Source organism: Allobaculum sp. JKK-2023 (genome assembly GCF_034745455.1).
In the GTDB taxonomy this organism is placed as follows: domain Bacteria; phylum Bacillota_I; class Bacilli_A; order Erysipelotrichales; family Erysipelotrichaceae; genus Allobaculum.
In genome coordinates this window covers 461,199-479,670 of sequence record NZ_JAYERV010000003.1, presented here as the reverse complement: position 1 = coordinate 479,670, position 18,472 = coordinate 461,199, and the positions used below count along the sequence as shown (strand labels likewise).

General features: G+C 45.3%; 13 protein-coding genes and 1 pseudogene. 11 read left to right on the top strand and 3 right to left on the bottom strand.

The window, feature by feature from the left end; translation table 11 throughout:
• The first annotated feature begins 418 nt into the window (after nt 1-418).
• From U4956_RS01960 to U4956_RS01920, 9 genes are all read left to right on the top strand, one after another.
• Nucleotides 419-838, top strand: coding sequence for a DUF2871 domain-containing protein (locus tag U4956_RS01960; protein WP_323088617.1), 420 nt, complete (start codon nt 419-421; stop codon nt 836-838).
• Nucleotides 831-1,274, top strand: coding sequence for a hypothetical protein (locus tag U4956_RS01955; protein WP_323088615.1), 444 nt, complete (start codon nt 831-833; stop codon nt 1,272-1,274). The genes U4956_RS01960 and U4956_RS01955 overlap by 8 nt, the downstream gene beginning before the upstream one ends.
• A 497-nt stretch (nt 1,275-1,771) precedes the next feature.
• Nucleotides 1,772-3,505: an ABC transporter ATP-binding protein gene (locus tag U4956_RS01950; RefSeq protein ID WP_323088612.1), complete on the top strand. Its 1,734-nt coding sequence runs from the start codon at nt 1,772-1,774 to the stop codon at nt 3,503-3,505.
• A gap of 416 nt (nt 3,506-3,921) precedes the next feature.
• Entirely contained in the window at nt 3,922-4,572 is a 651-nt protein-coding gene (locus U4956_RS01945) for an IS607 family transposase (protein ID WP_323088609.1), read from the top strand.
• Complete coding sequence (locus U4956_RS01940) at nt 4,532-5,740, top strand: RNA-guided endonuclease TnpB family protein (RefSeq protein WP_323088608.1); 1,209 nt, start codon at nt 4,532-4,534, stop codon at nt 5,738-5,740. The genes U4956_RS01945 and U4956_RS01940 overlap by 41 nt, the downstream gene beginning before the upstream one ends.
• Nucleotides 5,741-6,136: 396 nt before the next feature.
• Nucleotides 6,137-7,381 (top strand): MATE family efflux transporter, encoded by a 1,245-nt coding sequence (locus tag U4956_RS01935; protein ID WP_323088607.1) that lies wholly within the window; start codon nt 6,137-6,139, stop codon nt 7,379-7,381.
• 91 nt (nt 7,382-7,472) lie between these two features.
• Nucleotides 7,473-7,844, top strand: a complete 372-nt coding sequence (locus U4956_RS01930; protein ID WP_323088604.1) for a hypothetical protein — start codon at nt 7,473-7,475, stop codon at nt 7,842-7,844.
• 241 nt (nt 7,845-8,085) lie between these two features.
• On the top strand, nt 8,086-8,448 hold the full coding sequence (locus U4956_RS01925) for an Hpt domain-containing protein (protein WP_323088602.1): 363 nt from the start codon (nt 8,086-8,088) through the stop codon (nt 8,446-8,448).
• A gap of 180 nt (nt 8,449-8,628) precedes the next feature.
• Nucleotides 8,629-11,220: a response regulator gene (locus U4956_RS01920; RefSeq protein WP_323088601.1), complete on the top strand. Its 2,592-nt coding sequence runs from the start codon at nt 8,629-8,631 to the stop codon at nt 11,218-11,220.
• Between the two features lie 321 nt (nt 11,221-11,541).
• Here the strand turns inward: U4956_RS01920 and U4956_RS01915 are convergent, their stop codons facing one another.
• From U4956_RS01915 to U4956_RS01905, 3 genes and pseudogenes are all read right to left on the bottom strand, one after another.
• Nucleotides 11,542-13,506, bottom strand: coding sequence for an ATP-binding protein (locus tag U4956_RS01915; RefSeq protein ID WP_323088598.1), 1,965 nt, complete (start codon nt 13,504-13,506; stop codon nt 11,542-11,544).
• A gap of 509 nt (nt 13,507-14,015) precedes the next feature.
• Nucleotides 14,016-14,654, bottom strand: a complete 639-nt coding sequence (locus tag U4956_RS01910; RefSeq protein ID WP_323088596.1) for an RpiB/LacA/LacB family sugar-phosphate isomerase — start codon at nt 14,652-14,654, stop codon at nt 14,016-14,018.
• 217 nt (nt 14,655-14,871) lie between these two features.
• A pseudogene (locus U4956_RS01905) lies at nt 14,872-15,667 on the bottom strand (gluconate 5-dehydrogenase); the annotation flags it as partial.
• Between the two features lie 502 nt (nt 15,668-16,169).
• Here U4956_RS01905 and U4956_RS01900 point away from each other — a divergent pair.
• Complete coding sequence (locus tag U4956_RS01900; RefSeq protein ID WP_323088593.1) at nt 16,170-16,604, top strand: hypothetical protein; 435 nt, start codon at nt 16,170-16,172, stop codon at nt 16,602-16,604.
• Between the two features lie 366 nt (nt 16,605-16,970).
• Nucleotides 16,971-18,350, top strand: coding sequence for an MATE family efflux transporter (locus U4956_RS01895; protein ID WP_323088591.1), 1,380 nt, complete (start codon nt 16,971-16,973; stop codon nt 18,348-18,350).
• Nucleotides 18,351-18,472 lie beyond the last annotated feature (122 nt).

Sequence of the window (18,472 nt, the reverse complement as noted above, 5' to 3'; positions counted from 1 at the left end):
GAGAAATTTCTGAAGAATTTATTCTCATTATATTTCTTTTGAAGCAGGGTAATAATGTTGAGGCCATTCGGTCTCTTACATTCTTCTCACATCCATATACTAAGAAATATCCTCGCTCAAAGAGATGGAAATCTATATAGAATAAAGAAAAGTAAGACTATCCTCATTGAACGGAGTAAAGAATACATAATTGCAAATCAACTAAAAATCAACTAAAAATCAAACCTCATAATAGATTTGGAGATAATTGAAAGGTAGCCCATATATGATCAACAGGTCGGATTTGTTGATCAAATAAGATTACTTTAGTTTGGATTTATTACACTATAAGGATAAAGAGCATTCAATTTTTAATGTTCCAACAAGAATCAGGACGGATTGAGTGCTGGTTCTGATCGATCGTTCAGGAGGGAATTCAATGAAAAAATGTATTAACCTGTCTATTCTCTATACCTTGTTAGGTCTTGCCGGCGGCGTCTTCTATCGCGAGTTTACAAAGTTCAGCGGTTTTGAAGGAACCTGCTCTCTTGGAAAAGTCCATACGCATCTGTTAATGCTTGGGATGTTCATGTTTTTGATTATTGCCTTGTTTGCATCGAAGTTTGATCTTGAAAAGGAGAAAAACTTCAAGATTTTCATGATCACCTACAATTGCGGCCTGATTCTGACTGCCATCATGATGGTTGCCCGTGGCGTCTTCCAGGTTCAGGGAACATTTCTTTCGGCTATGGCTAATGGCATGATTTCGGGATTTGCGGGAATTGGCCATATTCTGTTAGGTGTTGGTCTGTTAGTTCTCCTTTTCATGCTTCAAAAGGTGGCTGCTGATCGTGGTTAAGACACAAATCAAACGTCCTGCGTTCCATGTTCATCGTCGGACGCTGCTGTTGATTGCAGGGATCGTCTGGCTGATTGCCGGCGTCAATGTCGCAAGGCTTGGGATTATCGCCTATGGGCAGCTTTACTCAATCAATTTCTTGGACATTCTTCTATCGATTGTTGTGTTTGCTTTGTTTGGGTTCATGTTTTTCAAAATGAGCGTTAAGCATCATCGACGGATTCATGGATATCGGGAAATCTACCGTCCCATCTGGCATTTCTTCGATCTAAAATCTTATGTCATCATGGCGATCATGATGACAGGCGGCATCTGGCTGCGCAATTCTGGCCTGGTTTCTACCATATTTATAGCAGTCTTCTATACCGGTCTCGGATGTGCTTTAGGCGCGGCAGGACTCTTCTTTCTGGTTCTCTACGCTTACTGGAAAGAGTGAAGCAGTAAAACAGTAATAGATTGAGTCTGGTCTCTGTTTAAAAATAGAAAATGAACCCTTTCTGAACGACAAATTCGGAAAGGGTTTTATTTTGCAAAGAAATAATCTTAATCAGATAGAATTGTAACCCTTGAAAGAAACCGCATAACTTGAGACAGGATTCAATGGCTTCAAAAAAGGAAAATCCAAATGATCGATAAGAGAAGAAAAAAACCGAAAATTGCGCTATATTGACAGGGCACGCAAAACAGGGGCTGTCTATACCTTCTGATCAGAAACAGGGAATAGTTGCGATCGTCTTCTCTTGGTTCCTTGAGCTTGTTCTGTTTTTTTGAAGAAGTCAGATGACTTAATGGGGTAAAGCATCCCTCTCAATTTACCTCGCTAAAGCCTCATAAAATCGTTCTGGTCAAGTAAGCAGACACCCATGTTGAGCAATAAGAAATACACCCCCAAACAATCAATTGCGGACAATCATCCGCAGGAAAGGAGCCCTGTTGAAAACACTCAAGTATTTTTTGTCTTTTTATAAACCGTACATGAAAGTCTTTACCATTGATCTTCTGTGTGCCTCGGTCATTTCGGTGGTGGACATTCTGTTTCCTTTGATTCTCAATACTTTTACCAGTGAATTTCTGGTTCAGAGCGCAGAAGTGGTGATGCACTGGCTGCCCTGGATTACCGTTGGCCTTTTAGCTATGTACATTCTTAAAACCGCCTGTCGGTATTACGTGGTCTGCCAGGGACATATCATGGGTGCCGAGATGGAAGCGGACATGCGCAAGGATTTATTCAATAAACTGACGACGCTATCGTACGGCTATTATGACCACAACAATACCGGTACGATGTCGACCCGGATCATTTCGGATTTGAATGATATTTCTGAATTTGCCCACCATGGCCCAGAGAACCTGTTTATTTCCATCATCAAAATCGTTGGTTCCTTTGGGATCATGGCTGCTCTTTGCTGGCAGCTCAGCCTTTGCCTGTTTGTGGTCACGCTGATCATGCTGATCTTTTCGTGGAACCAGAACAAGAAAATGGAAGCCGCCTTTATGGATAACCGGAAAACCATTGCCCAGGTCAATGCGACCGTAACAGATTCGCTGGAGGGCATCCGGGTTGTCCAGGCATTTGGCAATGAAAAGATTGAACGCAAGAAATTCGGTCAGTCCAACAAGCGCTTTTTGCATTCCAAATCCGAAACGTATCGCGTGATGGGCAGTTACTATGCCGGAAACTATTTCTTCCAGGGACTGCTTTATGTAACGGTACTTTGTGTTGGCGGGCTTTTGGTTGTTCATGGCCAGATGGAAGCCTATGAACTGGCCACTTTTGCCCTTTATGTCAATGTCTTTGTGGCGCCGCTGGAAATATTGATTGAGTTTACCGAAATGTTCCAGCGCGGCTTCAGCGGATTTCGACGTTTTGAAGAGATTATGAACGAAGTTCCGGAAATCAAAGACAAACCGGATGCCAGAAAGCTGGAAAATAAGGGCGGGGAAATTCGTTTTGAGCATGTGACCTTTGCCTATGATGACGACCAGCCGGTTCTCGAAGATGTTTCCTTTACAATCCCGGCAGGCGGTAACTATTCATTGGCCGGCCCAAGCGGATCTGGCAAATCGACGATCTGTTCTTTGATTCCACGCTTTTATGATACCCAGGCTGGCTGCGTGAAAGTCGATGGCCAGGACGTCCGGGATCTTACTCTGGATTCTTTGCGATCGACCATTGGCGTGGTCAGCCAGGATGTTTATCTCTTTGATGGAACAATTGAAGAAAACGTCCGCTATGGCAAATGGGACGCCAGTCAAGAAGAGATCAATGAAGCCATTGAAAAAGCCAATCTCAAAGAACTGATCGATTCCCTGCCGGAAGGGCTGCAGACTAAAGTCGGCGAACGGGGCACCCGGCTTTCCGGCGGCCAGAAGCAGCGCATCGCGATTGCCCGACTATTTTTGAAAGATCCAGATATCCTCATTCTCGATGAAGCGACGTCTGCTCTCGATAATGAAAGTGAATACTACATTCAAAAAGCCCTGCATGAACTGGCAAAAGGCCGGACCTGTCTGACCATTGCCCATCGTCTTTCGACCATTGAAAACTCGGATGAGATTCTGGTCATTGATGATGGTAAGGTGGCCGAGCGAGGTACGCATCAGCAGCTGCTGGACCAAAACGGAATTTATGCAAGTTATGTCCGCCGCTCTTTTGGCGATCAGTAGCCAGTTCTTGAGTTGGAAATGAATTGAACAAAACTGCTTGACTTATTAAAATACCTTATATAAAGTGATAAATGTTCTCGGAGGACTTGTAATCGTAAGTACAGGGCCGGACAAGAGAGCGGATTTCCGGTTTTCGGAGGCATGTCTTGCGTATAAGACTGCCGGACAAGAGGATCGGAGGAATCCGTGACTCTTGTCCGGCCTTTTTTATCAGGAGGAAGAAGATGAATTTATTACAGGACAACGTACGAAAACTCTATTTTAAATATTTTGGAGCAGCCTTTGGGAGTGCCATGGTTTCCTCCATTTATGGGCATTTAACAGTTATAAGTAATATTATAAATTATTTCATTTAATATAAAAATATATAGACATTCGGCTATGAAAGCGATATCATAATAGCGGAGATGATGTTTATGGCCCTGATGAAAATCGGTGAATTTGCCAAAGAACTGGGCGTGTCTGTACAGCAGCTCAGGATTCTGGATAAGAACGGAATTCTCAAGCCGGCTGTCACTTCTCCAAAAGGGACCCGCTATTATTCGGAAGATCAGCTTTATCAATACAAACATCAAAATCGTCCAACCAGAATGGTCGTCGGTTACTGCCGGGTCAGTACGAACGGCCAGAAGAATGATCTGGAAACTCAGATCTCGAATGTCAAAACCTACATGCTTGCCAAAGGCTACAGTTTTGATGTCATCAGCGATATCGGTTCCGGAATCAACTACAAAAAGAAGGGCCTCCAGAAGCTGATGAAGATGATCTCCAGTAACGAGGTTGATAAGGTTGTTGTGCTGTATAAGGACCGTCTGATGCGGTTTGGGTATGACATGTTCGCTTATTTCTGTGAACTGAACGATGTAGAAATCGAAATCATCGACCATACGGAAAGAACGGAAGAACAGGAACTGACAGAGGACCTGATCCAGACTATTACCGTCTTTGCAAACCGCCTGTATGGCAAACAATCAAAGAAAACAAAGAAGCTCATCGCTGAAGTGAGCCAAAAGGAGGCTGATCCAGATGATTATGGCGAAAAAGATCCGCCTGCTGCCAACACCTGAGCAGGAAAAACTGTTCTTTAAATCGGCAGGAACAGCCCGCTTTGCCCACAACTACTTTGTGCAAAGAATGAAGGAACATCACGAAGAGACCGGCCTATGGTCCATTAAGGAAGAAGATGTCCGAAAGGAGTTGACGCAGCTCAAAAAGACAAAGGAATACTCATGGCTGAAGGAAGTCGGGGCTAATGTCGTCAAGCAGTCTGTTAAAGATGCCGGAAAAGGACTCACCCGCTTTTTGGAAGGTACCGGCGGGCTTCCAAAGTTTCACAGCCGCAACTGCACAAAACCGTCATTTTATGTCAACTATGAGTCCCTGACTAAAACAGAAAACGGATTTCGCGGTGAGAAGATCGGCTTTGTCAGAACAGCCTCACCTCTTCCAGACCTTCCAAAGGGACAGGCTCACTATAGCAACCCAAGAGTCTCCTATGATGGAAAACACTGGTATATCAGTGTCGGCATCGAGGTTCCCGAAGAAAAAGCAGAATTGACTTCTACAGTCCTGGGCATTGACCTGGGAATTAAAGTGCTTGCTTATCTTTCAGACGGAACCTGGTATCCAAACATCAACAAAACCGGACGAGTGCGCAAGCTTGAGCGAAGACTGTTAAGAGAGCAAAGACGCCTGTCCAGAAAAGAACGGGCCAACATCGACCACTATGAGGAAGCTATTGGAAAAGACGGAAAGACTTATCGAAAACCGGTCTATAGAAGAGGGCTGCATGAATGCCGGAACTACCAGAAGCAGAGAAAAGTGGTGGCCGGTGTCCATAAGAAACTCAAAGACCTGAGAACCAATTATGTCCATCAGGTAACAAGGGACATCGTCAATACTCTGCCTAAGGCAATTGTGATGGAAGATTTGAAGGTCCGGAATATGATGAAAAATCATACGCTTGCCAAAGCAATCAGTGAGCAGATGTGGTCAGAGTTTCGAAGACAGATTGAATATAAGGCGAAGATGAAAGGGATCGAAGTTGTCTTTGCCGATCCGTTCTTTCCAAGCTCAAAAACCTGTTCGCACTGTGGAAACGTTAAGAAAGATCTTCAGTTAAAGGACCGGATTTATATCTGTCCGGTCTGCGGCCATGTGATTGACAGAGACTTGAATGCCAGCATGAATCTGGCATACTGCTACATCAATCAGCATGACCTGGTGCAGGAATAAAGGTTCACCAAAAAGAACATCCTGCAAGTACCCTTCGCTATGGGGGAAAGAGAATGCCTGTGGACTGCCATACAAACGCTGTGTAAGCCAGCGGGCGGAAAAACTCCAAAAGGAGAAGAAGCAGGAATCCATCCAGAGCAGACCTGTTTAAGAATTTGCATAAATCCCTGTTTTATGTTTTTGCAGAAATAGCGTGCTGACCTATAACCAAATTATATTTATATCGTTGTTTGATTTTTATGGTTTGAATATAGTCGCTATATATCTGACTTAGGCTAGATTTATTGGGAGAGTTACTTTTATGCAGATCCTTAGCAGGTTCAAGCTGGATGGGGGAAGATATCTGTAACTATCGAGCAGAAATATTAGATAGTTGTAGATATTTAGTAGCGGCTGGTGGATACTGCTGTAGTCGGTCAGTCTCTTGGGCCCAATGGGACCGCGGCTCTTGCGGTTGTCGCCCCGCTTTGGAATATCATCTACTCTTTAGGGTTATTGACCGGCATTGGCGGGTCAATCCTGCTCAGTATGGCCAAAGGAAAGAAAAATGCAGGGGATAAAACAGCAAATGCCTATTTTACCAGCGCTGTGATTGGCTCCCTGGTTCTGGCTGCGGTTGCCTGGGTGATGATTTATACAATGGAGACGCCTTTATTACAGCTTTTTGGGGCAGATGATACGCTGCTTGCCCTGGCTAAATGCTATCTGGCTCCAATCAAAGTCGTCTTTCCATTATTTCTGCTTAACCAGATGCTTGCCGCTTTTTTAAGAAACGATAATGATCCTGCTCTGGCTACGGCCGCTGTTATCGGTGGCGGCGTATTCAATATGTTTGGTGATATCTGGTTTGTATTTGGCTTGAACATGGGAATTGTGGGGGCCGGTCTTGCAACTGCAATAGGTGCCGTGATTTCCTTTGGGGTCATGCTTATCCATTTTGTGAAAAAGACCAATACTCTCAGACTGGTTCCTGTCTATCACTTCTGGACCATGCTGCGAAAAATTACTGTCACTGGCTTTTCAACCTTCTTTATCGATGTAGCAATGGGCATTTTGACGATGTTATTCAACACGCAGATCATGAAGTATCTGGGAAGCGATGCACTTGCAGTGTATGGACCGATTATCAACATTAGTACGATGGTTCAGTGCTGTGCTTATGCCACGGGCCAGGCAGCACAGCCGATTTTATCGACGAATTATGGTGCTGGCAAACCAGAACGAATTGTCGAAACCCTGAAATATGCGCTCTATACTTCCGCAGTCTTTGCGATTTTCTGGACTGCCTTAAGCCTGATTGATCCGGATCTGTATCTCTATGTCTTCATGAAACCAACAGAACAGATTCTTGAAATCGGGCCAGCTATTATCCGGACTTATGCTTTGTCGTTCCTGTTGCTGCCATTGAACGTTTTCTCGACCTATTACTTCCAGGCACTCATGCAGCCACAGACAGCATTTATTGTTTCAGTCTTTCGCGGCATGCTGATCAGTGGGGCACTGATTCTCGTCCTGCCGATCATTGCCGGTCCAGATTCCATCTGGCTGGCGATGCCCATTACAGAGCTGATCATTGGTATTTATGTCATTTCTAAGATGTATACCTCAACCAGATCCCTCAGTGCCCTCAAGCAGGCCTGAAGACAACCGAGCTTGCGGCTGTCTGAATGAAAAACAAAAATCGACCCAATGAGAGCCAAAAATGACGAGAGCAGGATTCGAAACACGAAGAATGGCAGATGCAAAAACTGGACAATACTGGAAACAAATGCCAAAAAAAATTCTAGATGAATCAAAAATGAAGCATAGTTTTAATAAAGATGGGTTGAAAAGGAGAAGAACGTCAGTCACCACGCAATCGTGTAAATCCCAGGATCATCCAAAACTGGATTTGCACCTAAAAAACCAGTCTGAATGGATCCTGATTGAGTTCAGTTTCCTGCAGACTGTTTTTTTTTGTCGTTTCTCAAAAGCAGGTGAGAATTTCCATAGAAAATCTTTTATCCCAAATAATTGTCCCCATCCTTTGTTGTTACGCGGTAAACTGAAAGATGACATAATTCCATTCCTATGCCCGGAAAATGAAAAGAAGTTCCTGATTTAGTTTCTGGATGAGCAGCGAATGGATTTTTTATGCCTTTTATCAAAAAAAGCCAAAGAAAAATCAAGAAGAAGTCAAAAATGGGGAAGTGTCTGCTTTTACTAAATACTGGATTTGCAACGGATCTTGAAGAGATCTTTGAACTTTCAAAGCAGACAGGATAAACCATAAAAGAAAGGAGCGATCGGCAGTTCCTCTTTTCGCTTTACCTGAACAAAGTGGAAGTATCCCTGCCGAAAACAGGATGGATTTACAAGAATGCTACCAAAGACTTGGCGGTGATTACGAAAATATTCTGAAGCGATTTCGCCGCGAAAAGATGATCGAAAAATTCTGTTTTAAGTTTCTGGATGATCCAAGCTATGCGACCTATCTGGACAAAATGAAGGAACAAGAGTATGAGGAAGCCTTAAGAGCAATTCATTCTTTGAAAGGAGTCTGCTCGAATCTGGCGTTTAATCAGCTGTATGAAATCAGTGATGCCATTGTGACGGACCTGAGAGCGGATGATCCAGCTGCTGCCTTAGAGAAGAGTGGAGAACTGGAAGACTGCTATTACCAGACCACTCAGGCGGTCCTGGAGTATAAAGCCGCAAATGGAAAATAGGATCAAAAACAGGCAGAAAACAAGCACAACCAGCTGGAAAGCAAAAAAGTAAGACAAATATAATTATAGAACACGATGTAAGATTTAAATTTGAGAAGTGGTTAACGGATACGAAGAATCAGCCAGTGGATACGTTCCCTAGATCCATTTCTAACCAATAACTATTGAAGAGGAATATGCATGAGTAAGAAAAAAAGAAAGCCAAAGAAGAAGAAACAAAATCTGAAAAACTCGATCCAGCATTACCTGATTTTAAGCTTTATCGGGATTGTTGCCGTCAGCATTCTGTCCTTCAGCTGGTTAGGATTTTACATGACCGCACGCAGCCATCAGGCCTTTCACCAGATCGGCAGCCTGTTCATGTCGCAGACCAGCGAGCAGGTTTCAAAACACTTTGAGTCGGTTATTAACCTGCGCTTCGACCAGGTTGGGGGACTGGCTTCTGTCGTGTCTTCCCAGACGGACAACCTTGATGATGTTTATGATGAACTTGTCTATCGGACCCAGGTCAGGGGATTCAATTACCTGGCTTTGTGCTCTGAAGATGGGGAGTTCCAGACCCTGATGGGAAATTCAATCCATCCACTGAGGAAAGGTCCATTTTTGGAAGCACTCATCCAGGGAGAGAAACGAGTAGCTGTCGGAGAGGATTCGACCGGCAAAGAACTCGTCCTGTTTGGAGTGGATGCCCATTATCCGATGGAAGACGGAAAAGAGAGTACCGGCCTGGTGGCCGCCGTCGATCTGTCCTATATTACCGACTTTTTATCTTTGAATGAGCCGGACCAGATGATGTACTACTCCATCATTCGGGACGATGGAAGTGTAGTCATCGAAAATAAGGAAATTGACCTGGTTGATCCCAGTCAGAATTTTCCAGATCAGCTGATCGAAACGGCCGGGGAAGAAGAAGCACCCTATTCTCAGCAAGCATTTCAGGATGCCCTGGCCAGTGAGCAGCCCTATTCTTCAACCATTTCCTATGACGGAAACGACCTGAAGCTCTACAGCATCCCTTTATCCAATTCAGAATGGAATCTGGTATCACTGATGCCCTATAACCAGCTCAACGATATTCTGGAGGATTTGAATAAAGAGCGGACGACCTACACCGTTATTTCCTGTTCTGTTGTCCTGGCCTTCATGGTCATTGTTTATATTGGCTACTACCGCCTGAGCCAGGAACAGATGCGAGAACTCGAAAAATCCCGTCAGGCTGCCGCGGCCGCCAATCGGGCCAAGAGTGAATTTTTGGCCAATATGAGCCATGATATCCGCACACCAATGAATGCGATTGTGGGCATGACTGCGATTGCAACCGCTCATATCGATAACAAAGATCAGGTGAAAAACTGCCTGCGCAAAATTACTCTGTCCAGTAAGCAGCTGCTCGGCCTGATCAATGATGTTCTGGATATGTCCCGCATTGAAAGCGGCAAGATGTCGCTGGCGGTGGAAGATACGTCCTTAAAAGAATTGATTGAGGGGATTGTCAGCATCATGCAGCCCCAGCTGGCCAATAAGAAACAGAACTTCAATATTGATGTCCGTGATATCTATGCGGAAAACGTCTGGTGTGATGGGGTGCGCCTCAATCAGGTGCTGTTAAATCTTCTGTCGAATGCGACCAAGTACACACCGGAATATGGTGAAGTCCAGCTGCTGGTGCGTGAAGAACCCTCGCCAAAAGGCGCTGATTACGTTCGGATCAAGATTACCGTCAAGGATAACGGCATTGGCATGACGCCGGAATTCTTAAGCAAGATTTACGATGCCTACTCCCGTGCCGACAGCGACCGCATCCGCAAAGTTGAAGGCACCGGCCTTGGCATGACGATCACCAAGTTTATCGTCGATGCGATGGGCGGAACAATTGATGCGAAGAGTGAAGTCAACAAGGGAACCCAGTTTGACCTGACCTTTGACTTTATCGTGGCTCCCGAAGTGGAATACAACATGGTTCTCAAACCCTGGAACATGTTAGTGGTCGATGATGACGAATTCTTATGTAAATCGACCAGTGATACCCTCAAAGAAATGGGCATTCATGCCGAGTGGGTATTGAGTGGTGAGCAGGGAATCAATATGGCCCTGCAGCGCCATAAGCAGCATGATGATTATCAGATCATTCTGCTCGACTGGAAACTGCCGGGGATGAATGGCCTTGAAGTGGCTCGTAAACTGCGCCACTATTTAGGCGACGAAGTCCCAATCCTGTTGATCTCTGCCTATGACTGGAGTGAATTTGAACAGGAAGCCCGTGAGGCCGGTGTGAGTGGTTTCATCAGCAAACCTCTTTTCAAGACCACTTTATTCCATACCCTGCAAAAATACATGGGCGGCGACGAACCGCAAGAAGAAGTTGTCGAAGAAGTCAAACCATTCCAGGGCCGCCGGATTCTGCTTGCGGAAGATAATGATCTGAACTGGGAAGTTGCCAGTGAACTGCTTGGCGAGGAAGGCTTTGAAGTCGAATGGGCCGAAGACGGAAAGATCTGCCTGGAAAAATTCACTGTCTCCGCACCGGGTTACTATGATGCCATCCTGATGGATTTACGCATGCCCAATATGAATGGCTATGAGTCTGCCAAAGCCATCCGCGCCAGCAGCCATCCCAAAGCCAAGTCCATTCCAATTGTTGCCATGAGTGCTGACGCCTTCCCGGAAGACATCCAGCGCTCTCTCGATTCGGGAATGAACGCCCATATTGCCAAACCAATTGATCTCGATGAGATCATCAAAGTCCTGCGCCGCTTCTTTGATCAGTCCTGATCTGCCTGAACGAAAGATTGCCTTGATCCTTTTGGATCAGGGCTTTTTTTCGTTTCGGGAGTGATTGGCCTGCCTGGCGCGCAAAAAAGCCTCGCCCAGCGGCGAGGCATTCGAAACAAAACGATGATAGAACAGGATAGGACAGGGAATTGCTGCCGACGATATACAGACCAGGAAATCGCTGCCAACAGACAATATACAGACACAGACCATACAGTCTGCCAACCAGCATTCTTGGCCTAAAATGCCTGCCTGCAAACCAAAGGCCTGCAGATCAACTCCTTGCGCCGCACAAACAGTCTGCAGACCAGTTTATACAGATTACATCTCAAGCAAAGGAAGCCGGAAAGAGAAGATCGAACCCTGAGGGGTGTTGTTGCTGACTTCGATGGAGCCGTGATGAGCATTCAGAATGGCTTTACATAAGAACAGGCCAAGACCAAGATAATGATCTGAATCAAAGCCTGGCAAGTCAGTGGTATAGAACATCTCGAAGATTCGTTCTTTCTCTTCATCTTTGATGCCCGGCCCTTCGTCAATCACTTCCACGACACCCATACCGTTTTCTTCAAACAGGCGAACCGTAATCGGCGTGCCATCTGGCGTATGCTGGATGGCATTGGTGACCAGGTTGGAGACAACCTGCGAAATCAGGGAAGAATCCATATTCGTCAGAAGCAGATCCTCACAGGCATCAAAGGTGAATGGATGGGTCAGGTTGATTTTGTCTGGATATTCAAGTCCAGAACGGACAACATCTTCAAGCAGATCGGGCTGGAGTTTGATGGAAGCCGCGCTTGAATCGATGCGGGCAGCCGTCAGCAGGTTTTCGACCATGTGATACAGATTGAGCGTTGCCTGCTGGATCGATGTCAGCATCGCATCCTTTTCCTGGGGACTCATGGCCGTATGGGTCATTTTGTAGTTGGCAATGTTGCCCATGATCGAGGTAAGGGGCGTACGGATATCATGGCCAATGGCTTTGAGCAGGTTGGAGCGAAGAATCGTATTCTCCTGCTGGCGTTTTGCTTCCTGCAATTCATTTTCTTTAATCAAAGATTCGATGGTCCGCACGCTTTCCCCAACGATTCCCTTTAAAACCATCAGCTCAGACGGATCCGGCGCTTCCTGATCATACCGGATGCCAATGACACCATAGCAGGTCTGGGACGTTTCCAATGGGAAATAGAGATATTCTGCTTCCGGATAATACTCACTGAGTGAACCGGTATAGGTATGACGGACCATGGCTTCGCGGGCAATCATCCGTTCCAGAAGAGCCTGATCATGATCTTTTGGATCATCCGGGTCGGCGTCATAGAAGATCGGATCTAAGAACAGACCGTTGGTATAGGGATAGAACACAACATCGCGATCAGAAAGATCACAGATTCGCTTTCCGATTCGTGACAGGATTTCCTGCGGATTCTGAATCTGCTGGAGTTTATGGATATTGTCCAGAAGCATTTCTAAATTCCAGGTGCTCCGCCTGGTCTGACGAAGTTCCAGTTTCAGGCGAATGCTGATGGCAGCCCCGAACATCGAAATGAGAATGATTCCGATAAAATTCACCCAGAGCGTATAGGAATCAGCCGGACCGATCTGGGCAAACAGGGAAAGAAACAACATGGTGCCTGTAACGGAGGTAAGCAGCGACAGTAAAAAACTGCCCGTTACTGCTGCGCAAAGCACGCCCGCCACCGCGTACACGGCGCATAGAACAAAATCACTCACACCAGCCAGTGAAAGACCAGAACAGAGTATGGTTGCTATAAGCAGGATGATTCCAGTCATAAACAGATAAGTCAGAGTGGTTTTGATATCTGATTTTTCCGCCTGGACTGGTGAAGTATGAACAGTCATGGCTCCAGGGACAGTCAACAGTCTGGTTTCGGCTAAAACACCCGAAACACGCTGGGCAAAGGTTGGAAAAAGCTGATGAATTCCCGTCAAGGCAGGCCGATTGAGGACCAGAATCGTTACATTGTTGCTGCGGCAGAACTCACCAACCAGATAAACAGGATCAGATCCATTCACAATCGTCAGATGCGCTCCAAGAGAAGACGCATACGTGGCAGCCGCCTTGAGCGCATTTCGCCGGTCTGATTTTTGAATCATGTTGGCTTCGGGCGTGGCAATATAGAAAGCAAGAAGCTCGGCCTGCATGGCTTCGGCGGTTTCGGCAGCCACTCTGATTGCCTCTTTACACGCGGCATCTGAAGTCAGGTAAACAGCAACAACTGGTGATCGGGAGGATTGGGAATCTAAAGGAATCTGAGAATTCAAACCATCACCGCCTTTCTAAATCAATCGTTCCAGAAATCAGGAAGAAAGATGTAAATAATGGATCCATACGGAAGAGAAATTGTGAGTTTTAAAACAGTCAAATATGAATATATTAATGTTTAAGTGGTACGATAAGCCGACTACAAGTATATAACGAATGGGCTTAAAATGCCCTTAAGGATTTGAATTCGGAATTGAGATTTGGTAAACAACCAACCAAAATTGCAAGGTCGTTTCAAAAAAGAATAAAGCAGATTATCTTAACAGTATTGTTCTTTTGAAAACAGAATTTCGTTTATAGAAGACGCTCAAAAAAACAAGCGGATTCAAATCAGACAGATTCGATCAAAAGCAAATGAAATCAAGAGTTATGGGTAGAACGAAATCAAGATCCATGCCAGACGATTAGATCAAATACACCTGTACAAAAAGCCTGATGACAACCAGAAAAAATGATTCTGGCTGTCATCAGGCTTTGTTGCATGCTGGAATGGATTCAGACATTCTGATCAAGCAAGAACAGATTTCAAATAGTCGGCAATTTCTGGATCTTTGCAGGCCAAAAAGAACTGCTCTTTAAACTGCGGATAGTCAATGGTGGATTTCAGAAAGTCCTGATCGAGATCATGCAGAATCTCGATCAAAGAACGATTCGTGATCGCTTTGACTTCATCGAGGATTTTCTTGTTGGCCTGCTCAGCTGCGGCTCTTTCTTTTGGATAGCCGCCGCCAAATGGCTGTGAGAACAGTTTTTCAAATGTATAGCGCAAATTGATTTCAGCACCCCAGCCAAAGTCCTGCGCAAATGGCATGGCCACACAGTTGCCATCATTAACCTGTCCAAACAGGTAGGCATCCAATGGATTGGCAACCCGGCCGCAAAGAACATTGGGAAAGGCATTGCAGGCCATCATCGCCCCTTGACCGGTCCCGCAGCCAGTGATGACAAAGTCCACTGCTTTGGATGTCAATAAGATGGAGGCCAACAAACCATTTTGCACGTATGTCAGCCGATGTGGATCCTCATCGCCATACATGCCATAGTTGATGACGGTATGACCGGCTTTTTCGGCCTCTTCCTTGAGAACGGAATAGATCAAGGCATTTTTGGATGCCTGTGAGTTTTCGTTAATTAAAGCAATTTTCATGTTTCAAATCTCCATGTCGGATCGAATTGTGACAGCCGATCCCAACTTCTTGTCTTTTTATCTTTGTCTTCGTCAGGTGTTTATCTTGCAAGGTCTGTTTTCGAACGTCAATCTTTCATGAGTCTCTTTTGAAGCTTGATTTCGATTTTTTTCAGCCAATGCAGAAATTCTGCTCTTCTGCTCTTTTGGCCTTCAGATACTTCATTTTGGATTGTGATGGCTGCTTGCCAATGTAAGCCAGAATGCCGCCATCGACATATAAAATATGGCCATTGACAAAATTGCTGGCATCACTGGCCAGAAAAACGGCTGGCCCCATTAAATCTTCAGGTGTTCCCCAGCGGCCAGCCGGCGTTTTGGAAAGGATGAACTCATCAAAAGGCTGTCTGGATCCATCTGCTAGTCTTTCTCGTAATGGGGCAGTCTGAGGTGTCGCAATATAGCCTGGCCCAATACCGTTACACTGAATATTGGCGCCGCCATATTCGCTGCAGATGTTTTTAGTCAGCATCTTCAGTCCGCCTTTTGCTGCCGCATAGGCCGATACGGTCTCACGACCCAGTTTTGACATCATCGAACAGATGTTAATAATCTTGCCATGCCCCTTCTTGATCAGGCCCGGCAAGACAGCTTTGGCCACAATAAATGGTCCAGTCAGATCAATGTCCACGACTTTGCGAAAATCTTCGACGCTCATCTCAAGCATTGGAATCCGTTTAATAATTCCGGCATTGTTGATCAGAATATCAATCGTACCAATCTCTTCTTCAATCTGTTTGACCAGAACATCCACAGCTTTTTCATCCGTTACATCACACATATCCATGGGCTTCGATTCCATTGGCTTTATACTCAGCCAATGCCTTTTCAATCGCCTGTGGATTGCGGGCATTGAATGCAATCGTTGCTCCTGCTTTTGCTAACGCTTTGGCGATCGCATATCCAATTCCATAGCATGCTCCGGTAACCAGAGCAACTTTGCCGTCCAGTCTGAATGCATCCATAGAAAACATAAAGAAAATCCTCCTTTAAACCTCATCGTGCAAAAAGTTGACTTGGTTGTCTAGTCAGGCGATCGAAGATCTTAGAACGTTCAGGGAATAGAATCAGGAAAGCAAAACCCCCAATCCCGTTTTCAAAACTGAACCAGTCTGCCAGTTTTGAATTCTTTGATCTTCATCTTTTCGCAACTCTCCAAGTTCGGCTATTCTTAAAGAAAGAAGATATAAATCGTCTATGGCTAAGCTGGTCAAATAGCCAGACCTGATTCTGAATCCATTCAGGCCGTCAGGAAAGATTCATAGGGAAAGGTTCATCTGACGGATCCATCAGAAGAACCCAGACAAACAGATCCATACAGATAAATTCGATCACGAGTTCATCCAGACAGATCAACAGATTTATCCGCCATATCCATTAAAGGCCGCAGAAATTCAATAGGGTAAGGAAACGGGCAGCCAGGACAGATTTAGCGAAAAATAAAAGCATCATCACCCATAGAGTGGAGGTCAGAGTATGTCATTTCTGAAGCAGATTCGTGAATTCCTTGATCAGTTCAACGTAGATCTCGAAAAAAAAGCCAGAGCCAATGAGATCCTCAAGGAAATCCAGGAAGAAGGATTTATCCGCGGTGTGGAATGCACCGGTGAAAACGTCATCAAATCCCTTGAGCCTGGAACTGTTCAGACAGTAAATGTCAGTCCAAACCAGATCGAGATCTTCATGGATGAAGGCAATGGGTATCTGATTGAAAATAATCTGATGCCATTAGCAGCCAAAGTCAAAGTCAAACCCGACGATGAAGTTGCAGCCGATCAGGTATTGATTGAACTGGACAACGCAGACTCGATCGGACTGGAAGTATTTGCGTTTACCAGTGACATGCTCGCAAAGCTGAGTGAAATCCGTGAGCGGCTCGAATTGGGACTCCCCTATGCGGTAGGCGAATGAAATCCCAGGCCAAAAATGATTCATCTTCACCTGAAAGGTCAGATTGAATCGAAAGCCATCCCTTCAAAATCCATGCAGTCGGGCTGACTGATGGATAGATGGATAGATAGATGGATGGATGGATGGATGGATGAGAAAGCGCATTCAAATAAAAATGAAACTTTAAAAAACGGCTTTATGCATGGCCTTTAGAGCAAAATTTTGCCCGATATCCTTTTGAAAATCCCAAAAAATTCTGGTATTTTCTAGAGACAGAAATAAAAACCGAAAAACCTCGAGCATGTTGTGTTCATCACGTAAGTCTGGCTGCAGATTGAATGATGATCGTGACATGCTCTTTTTTTGGTTCGAAAGGAGCTGCTTTCAATGAATGACTTTCTGATCGAACAACCTGTCGGAAAACTGATGATGAAATTCAGTCTTCCATGTATCGCCTCACTGCTGATCTCCTGTCTGTATAATATTGCAGATCAGATGTTTGTCGGCAACGGGATTGGCTATGTTGCAAACGCGGCAACCGGGATTATTTTCCCCCTTACAGTTTTAGGGCTAGGTCTCGCTCTGCTTTTTGGAGATGGAGCTGCAGCTGCTTATTCCCTGAAGCAGGGAACAGACAAGAACCCCCAGATTGGTCTGTTTACCGGCCAGACCATCTGGATGACCTTCCTTACTGGACTGGTCATCATCGTGATCTACTTCCTCTTTCCCAGGCAAGTGCTGGCTATCCTTGGATCCTCCGAAGGCGTAGCTGACATGGCCAGACAATATGGAAATATAATCGTGCTGTTTCTTCCGCTTGCGATGCTTCAAAACGCATTAAGCCCAGTCATCCGGGCCCATGGAGCACCTGGATATGCGATGTTTTGCATGGTGTATGGGGCTGTCTTCAATATTATGGGTGACTGGCTTGCAGTCTTTGTTTTCAAGTTTGGAATTCAGGGCGCAGCCTGGGCGACTGTTCTTGGACAGGTTCTGTCTCTGGTTTTATCGTTGATCTACTTCATGCGTCCCAAACAGATGATGCTTTATCCTTCGAGCTTTAAAATGCATCAGGGAATTGATCTGCAAATTATCCGCCTTGGCGTCTCCAGTTTTCTTTCACAGTTTTCCATTGTCATCATCACAGTGGTCAACAACCTGCTGCTTGTTCACTATGGAGCTCTTTCTCAATATGGTTCGGAAATTCCTCTGGCAGCCTTCGTTGTGCTCATGAAACTCTTCCAGGTTGTCGTCAATATTGCTGTTGGAATGGGAGCTGGCTGCCAGCCGATTGCGGGAACTAATTTTGCGGCTGGAAAACAAGAGCGTATCCGCATCCTCTTTAAACGGATGATGATTGTCACCACCATCGTTGGCCTGGCTGCAACCGCCTGCTTCTTCTTATTTACTCGCGAACTGGTCAGCATCTTTGGTGCGCAGGACGCCCTGTATATGAGCTTTGCCATTCAGGTGGTCAGAATCTATCTGTCCCTGATCACATTGACCTGCCTGCAGAAAGTCTGCTCCATCTTCATGCAGTCGGTTGGCCAGGCTGGATCCGCGGCTTTTCTGTCGATTCTTCGCGATGGCCTGCTGATTCTTTTTTCCATCGCCTTTGCGCAGATCGGCGGACTCAATGGTATTGTCTATGCGGCTGTTGCCGCTGACTTATGTGCTTTTGCCATCACAGCGGTCATTGTCATTCGCTTCTTTGCCAGAATGCCAATGCTCATAAGGCGCCAGCAAGAACTCTATGCTCAATCTTAAAAACACAAAGTACTCTTTTTACCAATTGATCTTGAGCTGAATCTAAGCAATCCGTAATCCATCTCATTCAGATCTCCTGTATGCCAGAAAGAGTCTGTTTTCAGACAGATACTTCCAGGCGG